The sequence below is a fragment of the Candidatus Poriferisodalis sp. genome (assembly GCF_965219595.1).
Taxonomy (GTDB): domain Bacteria; phylum Actinomycetota; class Acidimicrobiia; order Acidimicrobiales; family Poriferisodalaceae; genus Poriferisodalis.
Window position 1 is genome coordinate 2,275,073 of the sequence record NZ_OZ244781.1, and the last position, 18,070, is coordinate 2,293,142.

Here is an 18,070-nt window from a genome sequence, read left to right on the forward strand (position 1 = left end):
CCTGTGGCGGCCGACACCGCCGGCGGGGCCGACGAACGGCTCGCATATCGCGGGCCGATCCAACAGCTGCTCACCCGTCCTGAGATTGGTGCGCTGCTCGGCCTCGCCGGCGTGTGGCTGCTGTTCTGGCTGACATCTGAAGCATTCGGCACCGCAGGGGGCACTGCCAACTTCCTCGACGTCGCCGCGCTGCTCGGCATCATGGCGGTGCCGGTGGCGTTGCTGATGATCGGCGGCGAGTTCGACCTGTCCTCGGGCGCGATGACGGGCGCCACCGCCATCTTCGTCATCCTGATGAGCCGCGAGGTCGGCGAGCTGGGCGGCGCGGGCTTCAGCCTGCACCTTGCCGTGCCGCTGTCGCTGTGCTTCGCGCTGGCGATCGGCTGGTTCAACGGCACGCTCGTCGAGCGAACATCGCTGCCCAGCTTCATCGTCACGCTGGGCACGTTCTTCATCCTCATCGGCGCCAAGCTCGGCTTCGGCAAGCTGTTCACCAACAAGGTCATCGTCGAAGGCCTCGACGAGGCGCAGGGCTACGAGTTCTGGGACGACATCTTCGGCGCCGAGTGGATCCGCAACCAGCACATCTGGGACGGTCGCGACTGGGCGTGGGCAGGGCTGCTCGTGCTGGCGGGCGTCGCCCTTCTGCTAGGGCTGCTGGAGATGAGCTACACGCGTCGGGCCGACCCGCCGTCATGGGCTACAGCGGGCGCGTTCATCGGGGCCGTCGCGGTACCGCTGTTCGGCTTCGTCATGCTGCTGACCACCGACGGCACCGCCTCGAACTGGCTGTGGGGAGCTGTCATCGCCGCAGGGACCCTGGCGGGTGTCGCGATTTGGTGCAGATCCCGCTACGAGCCAGTACAGCGGCGTCGGCCTTCGCCCGACAGCCGCACGATGCGAATGATCGGCATCGGCGTCGGCGCTGTGGTGGTCGCCGTGGTGCTGGCATTGGTCATGGATGCCACGAACTCTGACCAGCTCGGCTTCCTGGGGGGCGGTCTCGGGCGTGCGGTATTCGCCATCGGCATCGCTGGCACCGGTGTGCTGGCCGCGCTGGCCGCGACCGGCCATGTCCGCTCGAGCGCACCGGTCATCGGCGTGGCCGTGGCGCTGCTCCCTGCGATCAGCTTCATGATGACCATTCAGGCCGCCCGGGCGTTGCTGTTCGGCGGCCTGGCGGTGGCCGGCGTGGTGGCGCTGATGCTGGTGACGGCACGAGCCGACCTCTCGCTGTGGCTGCCGATGGCGACCGCGGCCATCGTGGCTGTCGCCGCGTTCGTAGTGCAGGCCGAGTCCGCGTCGCGCAAGCTGCGCGTCGAGCTGTTCTCGGTGCTGCTGCTGATCGCGCTCGCGCTCGCTGCCACCGCAGCGGCCCGAGCCCTCGCACAGAGGCGCAGCACGGCGGTGCCCGTGCCGCAGATGGGGCAGTGGCCGCGCGTCGCCATGGCCGCCGGCGGGGCTGCGGCCGTCGTGTTCGCCGTGATTGAGCTGATCGACGGTGACGGCCTGCTCTATGCCCTCTCGACGGGCGCCGCCAAGGGTGGCGCGATTGCGCTCGGCATCTTCGCCGTCGGCACGTTCTACCGGTTGCTGTTCAGCAGCGACGAAGGCATGGGCCGGCCCCTCGTGAGGGTCGGGCTGGCGGCTGCGGGCCTGGCGCTCGCAGTCAAGCTGATGTTCATCACCACCCTGGAGGAGGAAGCGACCCAGGCGGTGACCCGATTCCGGGTCTCGGTGCTCTTCTACGTGCTGTTCGCCGCCGTCGGCGCCTGGGTGCTGGCCAAGACGCGCTTCGGCAGCTGGACCTTCGCCGTGGGCGGCAACAAGGACGCCGCCCGGTCGGTAGGCGTCCCGGCTGCCCGCACCAAGACGACGCTGTTCATGCTGGTCTCGGTTTGCGCCTGGGTCGCAGGCATGCTCATCGCATTCCGCCTCAATTCCGTGCAGGCCAATGTCGGCGACGGCAACGAGTTCCGCTACATCATCGTGGCCGTCGTGGGTGGCAACCTGCTGACCGGCGGTTACGGCTCCGCTATCGGTGCGGCGATCGGCGCGCTCATCTGGGGGATGATCAGCCAGGGCATCGGATTCGCGCGCTGGAACACCGACTGGCGCTTCCTCGTGCTCGGCGGGCTGCTGGTGGTGGCAGTGATCGTCAACAACTACGTGCGCCAGCGTGCAGAGCGGTCGCAGGCGGCGCGCGGCGACCCCGACGATGACGAGCCGCCAGGCGGCGATGCTGGCGCGGCCGACGAATCTGCCTCGGCAGGAGCTGAGCCATGAGCGACACACTGATCGAACTGCGGAACATCTCGAAGTTCTACGGCAACATCATCGCCCTCACCGGGGTGTCCACCACGGTCAATCCCGGCGAGGTGACGTGTGTGCTGGGCGACAACGGTGCCGGAAAGTCCACGTTCATCAAGATCCTCGCCGGCGTGCACCAGCACGACGAGGGAGAACTGCTGCTGGAGGGGGAGGAGGTCACGTTCTCGTCGCCTCGGGCGGCCCTCGCTGCCGGCATCGCCACCGTGTACCAGGACTTGGCCATGGTGCCGCTCATGTCGGTCTGGCGGAACTTCTTCCTCGGCGCAGAGCCCACAAGGGGATTCGGGCCATTCCGCCAGATCGATATCGAGAAGGCCAAGCAGATCGCCAAAGAGCAGCTCGCGGAGATGGGCATTGACATCCGTGACACCGAGCAGCCGGTTGGCACGCTGTCGGGCGGTGAACGTCAGTCAGTGGCGATTGCCCGGGCCAGCTACTTCGGCGCGCGGGTGCTGATCCTCGACGAACCCACCTCGGCGCTCGGCGTCAAGCAGTCCGGCGTCGTCCTGCGGCGCATCGTGGAAGCACGTGATCGAGGACTCGCCGTGATCTTCATCACGCACAATCCCAATCATGCGTACCCGGTCGGCGACCGCTTCGTGATCCTCAATCGCGGTCATTCCATGGGCAATTTCGCCAAGGAAGACATCAGCCAGGCCGAGCTGACGCAGATGATGGCCGGCGGTGCCGAGCTCGAAGCACTGCAGCACGAGCTGGCAACGCACTGAACCGATCAATGCGACAGCGCTTGGGCATTGCCGTGGTCGGATTCGGCTGGATGGGCCAGGCGCATGCCCGCTCGGTCATGCGCATCCCGAGCTTGTTCAGCGACCGCAGGTACGCGCCCGAACTTGTGGTCTGCGCTGACACGGTCGACGAACGGCGCGCAGCGGCCAGCGAGGGCTTCGGCTTCGGCGACGTGACCGACGACTGGCGGCCGGCCGTGGACCGTCCTGACGTGGATGTCGTCTATGTCACGGCGCCGAACATGCTCCACGAGGAGATCGTCACGGCGGCTGTGGCCGCCGGCAAGCACGTGTTCTGCGAGAAGCCGGTCGGCGGCACGCCGGCCCAGACGGTGCGCTGCTTCGAGGCCGCCGCAGCGGCGGGCAGCATCACCGGGGTTGGCTACAACTACCGCTACGCGCCGCTGGTGCAGCACACCAAGGCCCTCATCGACAGCGGCGCGCTCGGATCGATCACCAACTACCGGGGACGCTTCTTCTCGATGTTCGGGGCCGATCCGCTGGGGCTGCTCTCGTGGCGCTTCGAGCTGGATCAAGCGGGCCACGGTGTCACCAGCGACATTCTCAGCCACGCCATCGACTTGGCCATGATGCTCAACGGGCCGATCGAGCGGGTGATCGGCAGCGGCGCCACATTCATTGCCGAACGGCCGGTCGCGGCAGCCGGGGCAAGCCACTACGCCCGCGGGCGGCTGGACGATCCGACCGGTCCGGTCACCAACGAGGACTACTTCGGCGCTCTCGCTGTGTTCGCCAACGGCTCGCGGGGCACGTTCGAGGTCAGTCGCACGATGGTGGGGCCCGAGAGCCAGATGGCATTCGATATCTACGGCACCGAGGGCGCACTGGGCTGGAATCTGGAGACCATGAATGAGCTGCGGCTGTACATGGCACCGGACGCCGGCAGCGCGTCCGAGCGTGGCTACACGACGATTCGAGCCGGCGAACGACATCCAGGCCACAGCGCTTTCGTTCCCGGCGATGCCAACGCCATCGGGTTCGAGGATCTTGTCGCTCTTGAGGATCACCAGTACCTCTCGGCAGTCAGCGACGGGCGCCCGCATTGCGCCGGTTTCGCCGAGGCGGTGGCCTATGTCAGCGTCCAGGCCGCTCTGCTGCGGAGCTGGATGAGCGGCACCTGGGAAGACGTGATCCCGCTCAACGCCGGAAACGTCGATGAGCTGGCACCGCATGATCCCGCCGACGTGGCAGGCAGGTGAATCAGGCGGCCATCATCGGTGACGCCGCCCCGAAGGGAGTCTCGCGATGGCAGATATTGAGCTGACCACCGCCGGTGCGATCGTCCGCTACATGGTGGCGCAACGGATCGCGCTCGACGACCTCGACGCCGATGCGGCCGGCCGGCTGGCGGCTGTCTCCGACGGAGCGTCGGTGCCGCTGTTCGGGGGCGTCTATGCAATCTTCGGCCACGGCAACGTGACCTGTCTCGGGCCCGAATTGCGCAGCGCGCGCCGTGGGTTGCCGACGTGGCGCGGGCAGAACGAGCAGGGCATGGCCTTGGCCGGCGTCGGCTATGCGCGGGCGATGCGTCGTCGCCGGATCATGGCGGCCACCAGCTCCATCGGACCCGGTGCCACCAATATGGTCACGGCCGCGGCAGTGGCCCACGCGAATCGCATGCCGCTGCTGCTGCTGTCGGGCGACACCTTCAGCCATCGACTGCCTGACCCGGTGCTGCAGCAGGTTGAGCACTTCGGCGATCCGTCGATGACGGTGAACGACGCCTTTCGGTCCGTGGTCCGCTACTGGGACAGGCTCACCGCACCCGAGCAGGTGCTGGCGAGCCTGCCTACTGCAGTGGCGACGATGCTCGACCCGGCCGACTGCGGCCCCGCCTTCATCGGCTTGCCGCAGGACACCCAGGCGCAGACATATTCCTTCCCGGAGCGCTTCTTCGAGCCGGTGGTGCACCGGGTGCGGCGCCCCCGCCCCGACCGGCGCGAGCTCGCCGCTGCCGCGGCAGCGCTCTCGGCGGCACAACGCCCGCTGCTCATCAGCGGCGGCGGGGTGCGCTGGTCGATGGCAGAGGCCGAGCTGCGGGCTTTCGCCGAGCGCCACGGCATCCCGGTCGTCGAGACGGTGGCCGGCCGTACCAGCTTCCCCTCCAGCCACCCCCTTGCCTGCGGGCCGATCGGCGTGACGGGCTGCGTGTCTGCGAACGCGATGGCCGCTGCTGCCGACGTGATCGTGGCGGTGGGCACACGGCTGGGCGACTTCGCCACCGGCTCGTGGACCGTGTTCCATCATGACTCGACGTTCATCGGGCTGAACACGGCACGGTTCGACGCGACCAAGCACGGCAGCCTGCCGCTGGTCGCCGATGCGCGAGAGGGACTCGCCGAGCTGGGAGCCGCGCTCGGAGGCTATGTCGCTCCAGCGAGCTGGACGGAGCGTGCGGAGACCGAAACAGCGCAGTACCACGCGTACATCGACAAGCTCGCTGCGCCGGAAGCTGACAGCTCGCTGGCAGAACTGCCGACGTACGCACAGGTGGTGGGTGCCGTGTCGAGAGCGGCCGATGAACGCACCTACGTGGTGACTGCAGCCGGCGGTCTGCCTGGGGAGACCGTGAACGGCTGGCGCAGCGACATCGAGCACTCATTCGACTGCGAGTACGGCTACTCGACGATGGGCTACGAGATCTCGGGTGCGTGGGGCGCGAAGCAGGCATTGGCGGGCCGGGATGTCGTGGCGCTCGTCGGCGACGGTTCGTACTTGATGATGAACTCTGACCTGTACAGCTCGGTGCTGAGCGGCCACCCGATCACCGTGGTGGTATGCGACAACGGGGGCTTTGCCGTCATCAACCGGCTGCAGCGGGCCCAAGGCGGCGAGTCGTTCAACAACTTCCTGGCCGACACGATGACCCAGACTCCATCGGGGACCGCTGACCGATCGGGACCGGAGCCTGCACATGTCGACTTCGCCGCGCACGCAGCATCCATGGGATGCGCGTCGGAAACCGTTGCCACCATCGCCGAGCTGGAGGCAGCGCTGGAGCGGGCGAAAGCGTCCGAGCGCACGTATGTGATCGTGCTCGCCACTCACCCCACTTCGTGGACCGAAGGCGGGGCGGCATGGCAGGTGGGCGTGCCCGAGACCAGTGACCGGCCCGAGATCGCCACCGCAGCCGCAGACATGGCCGAGGCCATGGCCCAGCAGCGGCGAGGCCTGTGAGCACAGCAGGCATCGGCCTCATCGGCTGCGGCCGGATCGGCCAGATGCACGCGCGCCAACTGGCCGGCATCGAGGGCCTCCGTCTTGCTGCGGTGTGCGATGCCGTTCCGGCCGCATCGGCGTCGCTCGCGGCAGAGCTGGATGTGCCGGCAGCCCACAGCCCGTCAACATTGATGGCCCGATCCGACGTCGACGCCGTGGCGATTTGCTCACCGACCGAAACCCACGTCGACTTCATCGTGGCGGCTGCGAACGCCGGGCTGCCTGCCTTCTGTGAGAAGCCCGTCTCGCTGGAACTGGCCGAGGCCGAACGCGCTGTGTCGGCTGTTGCCGCAGCAGGCACGGCAGTTCAACTGGGCTTCAACCGTCGCTTCGACCCATCGCATCGCGCCGTCGCCGCTGCTGCTCACAACGGCGAACTCGGCGAGGTGCAGGTCGTGAGGATCACGAGCCGCGACCCGGAACCCCCGCCGCACGACTATGTCGCCGGTTCAGGGGGCATATTCGCCGACATGATGATCCACGACTTCGACATGGCGCGCTTCGTGGTGGGTGCCGAGGTCGTCGAGGTGTACGCCGCAGGCGCGGTGCGCATCGATCCCGTGATCGGCGAGCTCGGGGATTGGGACACCGCGGCGGCGGTGCTCACTCACACCGACGGCACCATCACGACCATCGACAACAGCCGGCAGGCCGTCTACGGCTACGACCAGCGGGTCGAGGCGTTCGGCAGTGCCGGGGCGATGACCTCGCAGAACCCGACCACCCACAGCGCCGTGCGATCCGCGCCCGCAGGGGCTGTCGCGGCGCCGATGCCGTGGTTCTTCACTGAGCGATATGCCGAGTCGTACCGTTCAGAGTGGGCTGCGTTCGTCGAAGTGCTCGCAGGCGAGCCTCCGCCGGTGACGCTCGAAGACGGGCGCGCATGCTTGGCCATCGCGCTGGCGGCCACCCGCTCGGCACGTGAGGGACGTCCCGTCAGCGTGGCGGAGATCTCGTCGTAACCAGCTAGCCGGCCGGGCCGGTCGAGTCCCGCGCTACCAGCTCGGCGCTCAGCACCGACACGAGAGCGGTGTCCCGGCCGTTCATGCGGTCGCTCAGCATGCTGACCGCTGTCTGCCCGATATCGGAACGTGGCAGCCTTACCGTGGTCAATCGGGGCATACCTGCGACGGCATAGAGCGAATCGTCGAAGCCTGTGATGCTGATGTCGCCTGGCACGTCGAGGCCGGCGTCTACTGCGGCGAGGACAGCGCCGCGGGCCTGGGCGTCGTTGACGCAGGCAATGGCCGTCGGTCGCCGCGAACGGCGTAGCAGCTTGTCGGCAGCCTCATACCCATCCGACTGCAGGAAGCCGGCGGGCTCGAAGGAGATGTGTCCCGAGCATTCCTGTCGCTCCATCTCACTGGTGTAGCCGCGGGTCCGGGCAGCGACGTTGGGCATCTCGGCATCGCCGATGAGCGCGATGTCGCTGTGGCCCAGATCGGCCAAGTGACGGACGACTGAGGCCATGGCCGCTTCGTCATCGGTGACGAGCGTGTCGTATCGATCGGATCGAAGGTCGTACATCAGCGCCAAGACCGGCAGGACATCCGCGTATTCCTCGAGTTCGGCCGCGTCACGCTGACCGAGCAGCCCCAGTGCGAGGCCGTCCACCCGGTACTCGAGCATCCGCTCGATGACCTCGCGCTCGCCGCCGGCTTCAGGCGGGCTCGACAGGTACAGCGTTCGCATACCGCGTCGGCTGACTTCTTGGTCCACGGCGAACATGACCTCACCCCAGAACGCGTCGAAGAGCCCAGTGATGACGAACCCGATGGTCCCGCTGCTCAGGCCTGCGAGCGATCGAGCACCGGCGTGTACCCGGTAGCCCAGTTCGGCGGCCGACTCCAGGATGCGCTGGCGCGTGCTGTCGCGGACGTGGCCCTCGCCGCGCAGGGCGCGTGACACCAGCGACTTTGAGACACCGGCGTGCTGCGAGATGTCCTTGATGGTCGGGTAGCCACCCTGTCGTTTGGCCGTCATGAGTCCCTTCGAGGGCTGTTGCGAAGGCCGCGGCCTCGATGGTACCGAACCGCGGATTCCGGTCGATCAGCGCGGCGGTGTCAGAAGGGGAGCTTGAGGCCGGGGCGGGGCCAGTCGCCGACGGCGAGGCGGCCGGTGCCAGACAGGGTGACGTAGGCCGTGCGCATGTCGTCGCCGCCGAAGCAGATGTTGGTGGTGGCCGAATCGTCGGTGGGGGCGAACTCGAGCTCGTCGCCATCGCGGGTGAAGGTGCTGATGCCGCCGGTGAGGATCGTGGCCACGCTCACGTTTCCATCGGCGTCCATCGCCAGCGAGTCGAAGTACTTGCGGCCGGCCGGTCGGGCCAGGAACCAGCCCCGTGCCGGTACACCGGCGGCAACCTTGCCCGGGCCCTCGAGGTCGAAGGCGAACATGGCGCCCTGGAACGTCTCGGCCACATAGACCCGGTCTTCCTCGGGGGAGATGCCCACGCCATTCGGACCGTCCATCGGGAATGCAATCTCCTCGATGTGGCTGCCGTCGGCCTTGGCGTAGTACAGCCCGCCGCGATCCCGGTCGCGGGTGCGGGTCTTGCCGTGATCGGTGAACCAGAAGCCGCCAGTGGAGTCGAACATGATGTCGTTCGGTCCCTTGAGCGACACGCCGTTCACATCGGCATACAGGATCTCCACCTCGCCGGTCTCGAGATCGATGCGCTCGATGCGGCCGGTGGTGTAGTCGGATGCCACCTCGCCGGGCACGGTGCGGCCCCGCACGGTGATCCACTCGAAGCCGCCGTTGTTGCACACGTACATCGCACCGTCAGGCCCCAGCGCTGCGCCGTTCGGCCCGCCGCCCGGCGTGGCCAGGATGTCCTTGCGACCGTCGGTCACGTCGACGCGCGTGATGGTGCCGCGCCCGATCTCGACAACGGCCACCGAGCCGTCTGCCAGCACCACCGGTCCCTCGGGGAAGATCAGGCCGTCGGTGATGGTCTCGAAGTGATCAGGTCCGAAAAAGCTCATGGCCGCCGACGCTACTTCGCGACCATGCCCGGCTTCCTGCCAAGCCAGTGCTGCAGGGCTGTCAGCGCAGCGCGTCGCGCCAGGGGGAGGCGTCGATGCCGCGGTAGCGGTCTTCGAGCGCGTCGACCAGTTCGGGTGTCCAGTACGGGTGGCCGGGCAGCGGAGCGCCGAACAATGAGAGTTCATCGGGCGTGCAGGAGGCGGCGAACTTGGACCACAGGGGTCCATTCGAGACCGGCTGCACGTTGTCGTAGCCGATCCAATCGGCGCCGCCGGGCTTGAACGAGGCGCTCATCAGGAATCGGCTGCCGCCGGGACGGGTGAGGTCGACGCCGCGGTGCCACACGTCTGGCCGGTACGCCAAGAACGAGCCGCGCACTCCTGCGGCAGAGATCCGATCGCCGTCAGGCGGGCCGTCGTAGGGCCGGGTCGCGTCGGCAGGGCCTCCGGCCAACTCGGTGGGCGCCACGCCGTCATCCACATCGCTCAGGTACAGGAAGCCTTCCAGGTTCCACCAGCCGGCTTCGAGACGGTCGGGCACCACGTTGTGGTTGCGGTCCTGGTGGAACGGCTGCTCGTAGTTGGCGACTCCGGTGTACTTGCCCCAGATGCGGGCTTGGTAGATGCGGATGTCGTCGATGCCCATGGCCATGCGGGCGAACCGCAGCACATCGGCGTGTACCTGCAGCCGGTTCAACCGGTGCGAGGTGTACGGGAACAGGATGTGGCCCAGGAACTGTTCGGGCCGGAAGGCCGCCCCTTCGGGTTCGGCGTTGCCGAACTTGTGGCCTTGGTTGTAGCTGCGTCCGACGAAGCGTTCCCGAAGTGCCGGGTCGCCCGAGTGGAACTCCTCGGGCCGGGGGTACAGGTCCCAGAGCTCTTCGACGGCAAGGTCGATGTCGACGGTCGGCACGAGCTGGTCGACCAGCACCCAGCCGTGCTCGCGCCAATGCTGCGCCGCCTCGTCGAGATCGGCAATGCCGACGGTCGTGGCGCCGGCATCGGTGCGATCGTCGACGCTCGTGGCGTCGGCGTCGGTGCGATCGTCGGGCGTGCTCACGAGCTCAGTCGGCGCCCTGTGCGTCGTCGACGGTGATGCAGGTACCGGACACGAAGTCAGACAGCGGAGACACCAGGTACAGCAGCGTCGAGTCGAGCTGCGAGGGCTTGCCGAGGCGGCGACGGGGGAACATCTGGGTGAAGTCGCCCATGCGCTCGAGCATCCCATCCATCATCTCGCTGTCGAACGCGCCTGGGGCGATGGTGTTGACGTTGATGTGGTAGCGGGCGAACTCTTGGGCCAGCACTTCGGTCATGCGCACCACGGCGCTCTTGGTGATGGCGTACATCGAGGTGCCCAGCGGTGCCCTGAATGCGGCCCCCGAAGAGATGTTGACGATCCGGCCGGGCAGCTCGGCGGCGATCAAACGGCGTGCGACCTCGCACGACAGGTGGAACAGCGACGTGAGGTTGGTGGAGATCATCTCGTCGACGAAGGCTGGGTCCATCTTGAGCGCCAGGCGGGCGTCGGGCTTGCCGGCGTTGTTCACGAGGATCTGCACGGTCCCGAGTTGGGATTCGGCGGTGGCGACGGCCTCGAAGAGCGCTTCGGTGTCGGTTACGTCGAGAGGGATGGGCAGCACGGTGGCGCCGTCGGCTTCGAGCTCGCTGGCGAGCGCATTCAGCCGCTCCACGCGCCGTCCGCAGATGGCCACACTGGCCCCGCAGGCAGCCAGCACCGAGGCGAAACGGCGGCCGAGACCCGATGTCGTGCCGGTCACGAATGCCGTCTGCCCGCTGAGGTCTGATGACCACTGGGGCGGAAGGCCAACCTCGGCTCCCGAGCCGTCGGCGCTGGCGTCGTCGTTCATTGTTTCTCCCTCCGCCCGAGCGGGGCGTTCTCAGGCTGGCAGGGTATTGCCCCGCCCGATCGTCGTAGCCTCGCTCCGGTGAGGGGTGCGGGCGGGCCGGCAGCGGCGAGCGACAGCGGACCAGCCGTACCGTCGGGCGCCGTCTTCCATGTCGCCCCGGCCATCGACCGGGCGGGCGGCGTCAAAGCGCCGCTCAACGGTGCTGCGGCGGTTGCGCGGCGCGCACCGGCCGAAGGCTCGGCTGCGGGCGCCGCGACCGGTGCCACAACCGTGCGGACGGCCGGCGGCGCGCTGCCGCTGCTGGTCATGGGCCTCGTGGTCGTCTCATGGGGTCTCGGGCCGCCCATCTCCAAGCTGCTCACCGCACCGGCGATGGTGAGCGCCTTCATCCGCTTCGGCATGTCCACGCCGTTCCTGCTTGTGGTGCTGGCGCTGCGCGGCCGGTGGCTGTCTCGGCGGGTGTTCACCCAGACCGCGCTGCCGGGCCTGTGCTTCGGCATCAACATGGTCTTCGTCTTCGCTGCGGTGCAGGAAGTCACGATCTCCGTGATGTCGGTGATGATGGCCCTGCAGCCGGCCATGCTCCTGGCGCTGGTGGGCCCGATCTTCGGTGATCGGGTCAGCTTTCGCCAGATCGTCTTCACGCTGATCGGAGTCGGCGGCGCCGTCGGCGTGATCATGGGCGCCGGCGGCGAGTTCCGCGCCAGCGGGTTCGGACTGTTCCTCACCGCGATGTCGGTGCTGACGTTCACCGTCTATTTCGTGCTGACCCGGATGGCCAGAGCGTCCACCGACGTGGACCCGATCGAGTGGATGGCGGGCATCAACTTCTGGTCGTTTGTTGCCGCGGTCCCGCCCACCGTGCTGATGGTGACACCGAGCCAATTCTTCGAATTCGGCGGGCTGGATTGGCTGTGGATCGTGATCGTGGCCTTCGTGACCGGGGTGTTCGGCCACGTGCTGATGACGTGGTGCCACGGTCACATCGAGGTGGCCCGCTCGTCGCTGTACGTGCTGGCGATGCACATCGTGGCCGTGGGGACGGCGTGGCTCATCCACGGCGAGCCGGTGACGCCCATGCAGTTCCTGGGCGGCGCCGTCGTGCTGTTCTCGGTGGCCATGGTGATCCGCACGCCAACCGGATCGCGGGCTGCGCCTGCTCCGGTCGAGCAGGCCGCTGAGCCCGAAGCGCCTGTCGCTGCGCGTTCACAAAACTGACGATCCGGTGTCGCGCGCGCTGAGTACGCTCGACCGTGCACAGTGCACCAGCCGCGACGCAGGAGTCCGCCATCGATCCGCCTGCGGGGCTGAGAAGGCAGGGAGCATCTCCATGGGCCGATTCGCCAATACCTGGCGGCTGACCAAGAACTCGTGGTCGCTGCTGAAGCAGGACCGCGAGCTGCTGTGGCTGCCGGTCCTCAGCATGCTGACCATCCTGGTCATTGCCGCTGCGGCGGCAGTGGTCGGCTTCGTCACCGGCAGCTTCGATGCAAGCGGGGGCGCCGAGAGTGTCGAAGGCAGCGCAGTCGTGCTCGGGCTCGTATTCGCGTTCGTGGCAACAGCCACAGTGGTGTACTTCGAAGGCGCACTCGTGGCCGGCGCGCACGAGCGCATGACCGGCGGCGATCCCACCGTGCGCAGCGCCATGGGCAAGGCAGCGTCACGGCTGCCGAGCCTGCTCGGCTGGGCGCTCATCACGTTGACCGTCGGGCTGGTGCTGCGCTTCCTGCGCGAGCGCCTGGGCTGGCTGGGCCAGATGCTGACGTTCCTGGCCGAGGCGGCGTGGGGCGTGGCCACCTATCTGGTCGTGCCCGCCATCATCATCGACGACTACCGCTCGTTCGCCAGTGTCAAGCACTCCATGTCGCTGGTCCGCCGCACCTGGGGCGAGAATCTCATCGCCCAGGCGGGGTTCGGCATTCTGGGCTTCGTGATCGCCCTGCCGATCATCCTGGTCGCGGTGCTGATCGCCACGTTGGTGCCCGGGATCGGCCTGTACATCGGCATCGCCGTCGGCGTGATCGGCGTTCTCGCCGTGAGCGTTGTGGTGAGCGCGCTGAGCCTCTACTTCAAGACCGCGCTGTACGAGTACGCCGTCGACGGCGTGGCGCACGGCGGCTTCGACATCGACGAGATGGAAGCCTCGTTCCGCTCGAAGTAGCCAGACCGAACGGCCCAGCGGTTCAGCCGCAGATGCCGTGTTCGGCGGCGAAGGCGGCGAGGCCCTCGCTGATCTCGGCGACGTCGCCGGTGTTCCAGGAGACCACGAGCTCGGTCACCCCGACGGCTGCATAGCTGGCAGCCAGCTCCGGCGTCACGTCGCTTGCGGTCCGCCGCACGGAGACTTCCGCAGGGATGCCTGAGCGGCCTGCCGCCTCTGCGGCTTCGCGGATCACCGGCAGGCGCTTCGCGACGCTCTCGGGCGACAGCATCATCGGGTGCCAGCCGTCGCCCAGGCGGCCGACGCGCCGCAGTGCCGGCGGACGGTTGCCGCCGATCAGGATCGGGGGTCGGGGCTGCTGCACGGGCTTGGGCGAGCTCACGGCGCCTTGGAACGAGTAGTAGTGCCCGTCGTAACTGGCGTTCGGCTGGGTCCACAGCAGGTCGAGCACCTCGATGAACTCGTTGCTGAGCCGGCCGCGGTCGTCGTACTCCGCGCCGAGCATCTCGTTCTCCTCGGGAAGGCTGCCCACGCCGAGCCCGACCACCAGGCGGCCGCCGCTCAGGCGGTCCAGCGTGGCCAGCTCCTTGGCCAGCACCATCGGGTGCAGGTACGGCATCACCAGCACGCTGGTGCCGAGGCGCACCCGTGACGTGTGTGCCGCCATCCACGTGAGCATCACCAGCGCATCGTGGTAGGGCCGTTCGCCCAGCCGGTCCCACACGTAGCCCACGTTGAGGACGTGATGATTCACCCACACCGAGTCGAAGCCGAGCTGCTCGGCCTCGACAGCCAGAGCGACCACCTCCGCTGGATCATCGACTCCGAAGTTGTTGGGCACGGTGAAGCCGAACTTCATGCGCGTTCCTTTCTGGGCATCAGAATGCTGGTCACCGGAGCGGTTGCAGTTCGTTGAGGGGCCGTGGCGCTACGCGAGGGCCGTGAACGCTGCGTCAGCAATGTCGCAGGTGCGCTTGATGTCGTCGTCGGTGTGCGCGGTGCACACGAAGTTGTTGTGGTAGCTGAGCAGGTATGCGCCCCGGCGGATGCACTCGGATATCCAGCGGGCATGGAACTTCGAGCCTCCCTCGCCCACGACGCGCAGGTACGGCATGGCGGGCACGCCGCTCACTCGCAGTTCGTGCCCATGAGCTGCCGCCACATCGGTCAGGGCTTCGCCCAGTCGAATGCCGGTTTCGGTCGCGGCCGCCGCGGCATCAGTCGAGCGAAGTTCCCGCAGCGTCGCGAGGGCAGCTGCCATGGGCGCGGCATTGAAGAACTGCGTTCCAGTGAAGAACGTCTCGCCTGCGGCCCCCTTCAGCTCGTCGCTGCCGGCCAATGCCGCCACCGGGTGCCCGTTCCCGATCGCTTTGCCGAAGCACATAAGGTCCGGCGTGAATCCGTACGCCACGTGCGCGCCTGCCAAGTCGATCCTGAACCCGCTGCGTACCTCGTCCACGATCACGACAATCCCTGCAGCCCGGCAGGCGCCCTCAACTGCAGCCCAGTAGCCCTCGGCGGGCAGTTCGTTGTCGGCGAAGACGGGGTGGTGATACGGCGACGAGATGAAGCAGGCGATGTCGCCCGGGTGAGCATCGATAGCGGTCTGCACAGCCTGCGCGTCGTTCCATGGCACCTCGATGACGAAGGCTTGGTCCTCCGCGATGGTGCCCTTGTTCCCAGGCGCCTGCATCCACGGGGCCGAGCCGTGATATCCGCCCTGGATCTTGAGGATGTACCGCCGCCCCGTCGCAGCGCGGGCAATCATTACGGCCAACCCGGTCGCGTCGGCCCCGTTCTTGCCGAACAGCGCCCAGTCGGCCCCGTCCACGAGGTCGACGAGCTCCTCGGCCAGCTCCACCATGACCGGCGCGGCGAGGCTGACCGTGCTGCCGTCGGCGGCCTGCTTTTCGGCCGCCTCCTCCACCCCCGGATGGTTGTAGCCCAGAATGTTCGGGCCGTACGCACACATCCAGTCGATGTAGGAGTTCCCGTCCACGTCGGTGAACCGTGCGCCTTCTGCAGACGAGAAGAACACCGGTCCATCGTCGATCACCGCTGGGCCGTAGTGGCCGTACACGCCCTTGGGGATCACCGCCTGTGCCCGCTCGTAGAGCTCGCGGGACTTCGAAGTCTGCATCGGTTCGCTCATATCCGCCTCTCTCGACGAGAAGATCTTGGTGGGCAGCATCCTGACATACCGGCGAATTCTCGGCACCCAAAATGCAGCAAGCGGGCGGGGTTACGATCCGGCGATGGGAGCGCTTGACGACTACACCGTCCTCGACCTGTCCATCTTGGTGCAGGGCCCTCAAGCTGCCGCCACCTTGCACGACATGGGAGCGTCGGTCATCAAGATCGAGCTGCCGGGCATGGGCGACCTGGGACGGGTCATCCCCGTGTCGCCCACCGATCTGCGCAGCCCGTACTACGAGGCGTGCAACCGGGGGAAGCGGTCGGTCACCCTCGACCTGCGCACGCCGGGCGGCAAGCGCGCACTCGAGCGGTTTGTCGACACCACCGACATCCTGATCCACAACTTCGTGCCCGGGACCATGGAGGCCTGGGGCCTGTCGTATGAGCACCTGTCGTCCATCAATCCCCGGCTCGTGTACGCCACCGGCTCGACGTTCGGGCCGATCGGCCCCAAGTCGACGCGGGAGGGAGCCGACTCGTCAGGTCAGGCAGAGGGCGGGCTCATGTTCGCCACCCGAATCGACGGCGGACCCCCGGTCATGAATGGGGCTGTCATCTCCGACCATGTCGGCTGCCAGAACATGGTCACCGGCATTCTTGCTGCGCTGCTCCATCGCACCGAGACCGGGCTTGGACAGCGGGTCGACGTGTCGCTCGTGGGCGGCATGATCTACGCCCAAGCATCGGAGATGACCTACACCCTGCTGACCGGTCGCAACCCCGAACGCATCGATTCGGGTCACGCCTTCGTTCCCACGTTGCTCCACACCGTGGAGGCGGCCGACGGCTGGATCCACCTGCTCAGCGGCACCGGTCCGGGGTGGCCCGAATTCGCCAAGCTGCTCGACCGGCCCGACCTCGCCGACGACGAACGGTTCCTGGCCCTCATGCTGAGCTCGGAAGCCCGGGCCGAGCTGGTCGCCATCATCGACGAGGTCTTCCCCACCAGGACCCTCGACGAGTGGGAGGCGGTGCTCACCGGGGCAGGGGTCCGCTACGGGCTGGTCCGTGACTACGAGGCGATCGTGGCCGACGAGTCGATGTACGAGAACGGCTACCTGCAACGCGTCGAGCACCCCGAGGGCGAACGCACGGTGATCGGCACCCCGATCCGCATGTCAGCCACGCCGCTGAAGCCTGGCGCAGTTGCGCCCGAACTCGGCCAGCACACCGAGGAAGTGCTGCTCGAGCACGGATACACGTGGGACGACATCACCGCACTTCGCGACGAGGGAGTCTTCGGCTGAGATTGTCGACGCAGCCTGTGGCCCTGCCGGCGGCGGGGGGGCGTACTGCGGCGGGTTCAGCTGGCCGCGTAGGTGGCAGCGAGAGAGCGGGCGATGCGGTCGGTCTGGATTTCGGTGCTGCCGTCCACGTAGTTGGCGATGCGCGCTCCGATGAGGTGGTGACCCCCCGGGTGATCGCTGCGAAGGCCCTCGGCGCCCATGGCTTGGATGCAGGCGGCGATGTCGGCTTCGGCCGTCTCGGTGGCGAACTTCTTGGCATGCGCAGCCGGCAGGATGGCGCCAGAGGCGTCGCCGGTGCGCAATGACTCGGTGACTGCGTCGACGGCCCGGGCAGTGAGCAGCTGGGAGGCTTCGAGGCGGTTCTGCACCCCGGCCAGCTTCCATGCCAGTCCTTGATGGGCGATGACGGGCCTGCCGAATGCCTCGCGCTCGGCTCCGTAGCGGACTGCGCTCGCGAGGGTGGCCTCCACCATGGCGCAGCACATGGCGGCGACGTAGGTGCGGGCACCGTTCACGCTCGACAAGGCTGCGATGAAGGCTTCCCCCGCAGGGCTGAGAAGATCTTCGGCGGCGGCGATGTAGCCATCCAGCCGGAACCCGCCGGTGCCGATGAGGTGACCTCCGGCCAGCTCGTACGGCGGCAGCCGCTCGAAGCCGGGCTGGGTGCCGTCGATGAGGAACAACGCGATGCCTCGACCCCGGGAGCCGGGCTGCGTCTGCGCGTAGCAGAAGATCACGTCGGAGTGCGCGGCGTTGGTGATCCAGGCCTTGGCGCCGTCGAGCCGCCAGCCGCCGTCGACAGGCGTCGCCGTCGTAGCGATGTTGGCGAAGTCGCTGCCGGCGCCCGGTTCGGTCAGCGCGGTGGAACCGAACCGTCTTCCGGCCATCAGGTCGGCCAGGTAGCGCTCGCGGTGGGTGTCGCTGCCGAGCCGCGCCACTCGCGCTGCGACGTTGCCGGTGTTCACCAGACTGAAGGCGAACGGCATCGACACAGCGCTCAGCACCTCGACGATGCGGCACTTCTGGGCGAAGCTCATCCCGAGCCCGCCCCGCTCGGCAGGTACCTCCATGGCGAGCAGCCCGATCGCCGACGCTTCGCGCAGGGCCTCGGGTGCCATGCGCTTCTCGCTCTCCCAGCGGTTCACGTTCGGCGCCACGACCGTGTCCCGGAATTGCGCGACTTCGCCGACGAACGCTTCGAATGATGCTGCATCCATGCCCGTCAGCGGATCGTCTGCAACGATCGAATCGTCAACGTCGGCAGCAGTCATCGCGGCGACGGTAGCAGCGG

15 protein-coding genes are annotated in these 18,070 nt (G+C 67.7%); 8 read left to right on the forward strand and 7 right to left on the reverse strand.

Features of this window, described 5'->3' with window-relative positions; all coding sequences use genetic code 11:
* Positions 1-3: 3 nt before the first annotated feature.
* From ACOQPE_RS10145 to iolG, 5 genes are read left to right on the forward strand one after another with little or no spacing between them, the layout of a single operon-like run.
* Positions 4-2,286, forward strand: a complete 2,283-nt coding sequence (locus ACOQPE_RS10145) for an ABC transporter permease subunit (protein ID WP_420608794.1) — start codon at positions 4-6, stop codon at positions 2,284-2,286.
* The gene (locus tag ACOQPE_RS10150; protein ID WP_420608795.1) at positions 2,283-3,059 is read left to right on the forward strand and encodes an ATP-binding cassette domain-containing protein; all 777 of its coding nucleotides are present in this window, start codon (positions 2,283-2,285) and stop codon (positions 3,057-3,059) included. The genes ACOQPE_RS10145 and ACOQPE_RS10150 overlap by 4 nt, the downstream gene beginning before the upstream one ends.
* Positions 3,060-3,067: 8 nt before the next feature.
* A complete protein-coding gene (locus ACOQPE_RS10155; protein WP_420608796.1) occupies positions 3,068-4,297 on the forward strand; it encodes a Gfo/Idh/MocA family protein in 1,230 nt (409 codons plus the stop codon).
* Positions 4,298-4,343: 46 nt separating this feature from the next.
* The gene (iolD, locus tag ACOQPE_RS10160) at positions 4,344-6,275 is read left to right on the forward strand and encodes a 3D-(3,5/4)-trihydroxycyclohexane-1,2-dione acylhydrolase (decyclizing) (RefSeq protein ID WP_420608797.1); all 1,932 of its coding nucleotides are present in this window, start codon (positions 4,344-4,346) and stop codon (positions 6,273-6,275) included.
* Positions 6,272-7,279, forward strand: a complete 1,008-nt coding sequence (iolG, locus tag ACOQPE_RS10165; RefSeq protein WP_420608798.1) for an inositol 2-dehydrogenase — start codon at positions 6,272-6,274, stop codon at positions 7,277-7,279. Before iolD ends, iolG begins: the two co-directional genes overlap by 4 nt.
* A gap of 4 nt (positions 7,280-7,283) precedes the next feature.
* Here iolG and ACOQPE_RS10170 read toward each other — a convergent pair whose 3' ends face one another.
* The 4 genes from ACOQPE_RS10170 to ACOQPE_RS10185 form a co-directional block, all read right to left on the reverse strand.
* Positions 7,284-8,300, reverse strand: a complete 1,017-nt coding sequence (locus ACOQPE_RS10170; protein ID WP_420608799.1) for a LacI family DNA-binding transcriptional regulator — start codon at positions 8,298-8,300, stop codon at positions 7,284-7,286.
* Positions 8,301-8,380: 80 nt separating this feature from the next.
* A complete protein-coding gene (locus tag ACOQPE_RS10175; protein ID WP_420608800.1) occupies positions 8,381-9,304 on the reverse strand; it encodes an SMP-30/gluconolactonase/LRE family protein in 924 nt (307 codons plus the stop codon).
* Positions 9,305-9,365: 61 nt separating this feature from the next.
* On the reverse strand, positions 9,366-10,364 hold the full coding sequence (locus ACOQPE_RS10180) for a hypothetical protein (protein ID WP_420608801.1): 999 nt from the start codon (positions 10,362-10,364) through the stop codon (positions 9,366-9,368).
* 4 nt (positions 10,365-10,368) lie between these two features.
* Positions 10,369-11,175 (reverse strand): SDR family NAD(P)-dependent oxidoreductase, encoded by an 807-nt coding sequence (locus tag ACOQPE_RS10185; protein WP_420608802.1) that lies wholly within the window; start codon positions 11,173-11,175, stop codon positions 10,369-10,371.
* Positions 11,176-11,253: 78 nt separating this feature from the next.
* Here ACOQPE_RS10185 and ACOQPE_RS10190 point away from each other — a divergent pair, with 78 nt between their 5' ends.
* Both ACOQPE_RS10190 and ACOQPE_RS10195 read left to right on the forward strand, forming a co-directional pair.
* A complete protein-coding gene (locus ACOQPE_RS10190) occupies positions 11,254-12,393 on the forward strand; it encodes a DMT family transporter (RefSeq protein WP_420608803.1) in 1,140 nt (379 codons plus the stop codon).
* A 112-nt stretch (positions 12,394-12,505) separates the two neighbouring features.
* Entirely contained in the window at positions 12,506-13,336 is an 831-nt protein-coding gene (locus ACOQPE_RS10195) for a DUF6159 family protein (protein WP_420608804.1), read from the forward strand.
* A 22-nt stretch (positions 13,337-13,358) separates the two neighbouring features.
* Here the strand turns inward: ACOQPE_RS10195 and ACOQPE_RS10200 are convergent, their stop codons facing one another.
* Together ACOQPE_RS10200 and ACOQPE_RS10205 are read right to left on the reverse strand one after the other, a co-directional pair.
* Positions 13,359-14,195, reverse strand: a complete 837-nt coding sequence (locus tag ACOQPE_RS10200) for an LLM class F420-dependent oxidoreductase (protein WP_420608805.1) — start codon at positions 14,193-14,195, stop codon at positions 13,359-13,361.
* A 69-nt stretch (positions 14,196-14,264) separates the two neighbouring features.
* A complete protein-coding gene (locus ACOQPE_RS10205) occupies positions 14,265-15,488 on the reverse strand; it encodes an aminotransferase class III-fold pyridoxal phosphate-dependent enzyme (RefSeq protein ID WP_420608806.1) in 1,224 nt (407 codons plus the stop codon).
* Between the two features lie 103 nt (positions 15,489-15,591).
* On the opposite strand from ACOQPE_RS10205, the gene ACOQPE_RS10210 reads away from it, so the two are divergent.
* Positions 15,592-16,779 carry a CaiB/BaiF CoA transferase family protein gene (locus tag ACOQPE_RS10210; protein WP_420608807.1) on the forward strand — a complete coding sequence of 396 codons (1,188 nt, stop codon included), beginning with the start codon at positions 15,592-15,594 and terminating at the stop codon, positions 16,777-16,779.
* A gap of 56 nt (positions 16,780-16,835) precedes the next feature.
* Here the strand turns inward: ACOQPE_RS10210 and ACOQPE_RS10215 are convergent, their stop codons facing one another.
* A complete protein-coding gene (locus tag ACOQPE_RS10215) occupies positions 16,836-18,050 on the reverse strand; it encodes an acyl-CoA dehydrogenase family protein (RefSeq protein WP_420608808.1) in 1,215 nt (404 codons plus the stop codon).
* Positions 18,051-18,070 lie beyond the last annotated feature (20 nt).

Bases quoted from the DNA above. Each gene is read 5' to 3' on its own strand.
- ACOQPE_RS10150 (WP_420608795.1), top strand. From the start codon at position 2,283: ATGAGCGACACACTGATCGAACTGCGGAACATCTCGAAGTTCTACGGC.
- ACOQPE_RS10155 (WP_420608796.1), top strand. From the start codon at position 3,068: ATGCGACAGCGCTTGGGCATTGCCGTGGTCGGATTCGGCTGGATGGGC.
- iolD (WP_420608797.1), top strand. From the start codon at position 4,344: ATGGCAGATATTGAGCTGACCACCGCCGGTGCGATCGTCCGCTACATG.
- ACOQPE_RS10170 (WP_420608799.1), bottom strand. From the start codon at position 8,300: ATGACGGCCAAACGACAGGGTGGCTACCCGACCATCAAGGACATCTCG.
- ACOQPE_RS10175 (WP_420608800.1), bottom strand. From the start codon at position 9,304: ATGAGCTTTTTCGGACCTGATCACTTCGAGACCATCACCGACGGCCTG.
- ACOQPE_RS10185 (WP_420608802.1), bottom strand. From the start codon at position 11,175: ATGAACGACGACGCCAGCGCCGACGGCTCGGGAGCCGAGGTTGGCCTT.
- ACOQPE_RS10195 (WP_420608804.1), top strand. From the start codon at position 12,506: ATGGGCCGATTCGCCAATACCTGGCGGCTGACCAAGAACTCGTGGTCG.
- ACOQPE_RS10200 (WP_420608805.1), bottom strand. From the start codon at position 14,195: ATGAAGTTCGGCTTCACCGTGCCCAACAACTTCGGAGTCGATGATCCA.
- ACOQPE_RS10205 (WP_420608806.1), bottom strand. From the start codon at position 15,488: ATGAGCGAACCGATGCAGACTTCGAAGTCCCGCGAGCTCTACGAGCGG.
- ACOQPE_RS10210 (WP_420608807.1), top strand. From the start codon at position 15,592: ATGGGAGCGCTTGACGACTACACCGTCCTCGACCTGTCCATCTTGGTG.
- ACOQPE_RS10215 (WP_420608808.1), bottom strand. From the start codon at position 18,050: ATGACTGCTGCCGACGTTGACGATTCGATCGTTGCAGACGATCCGCTG.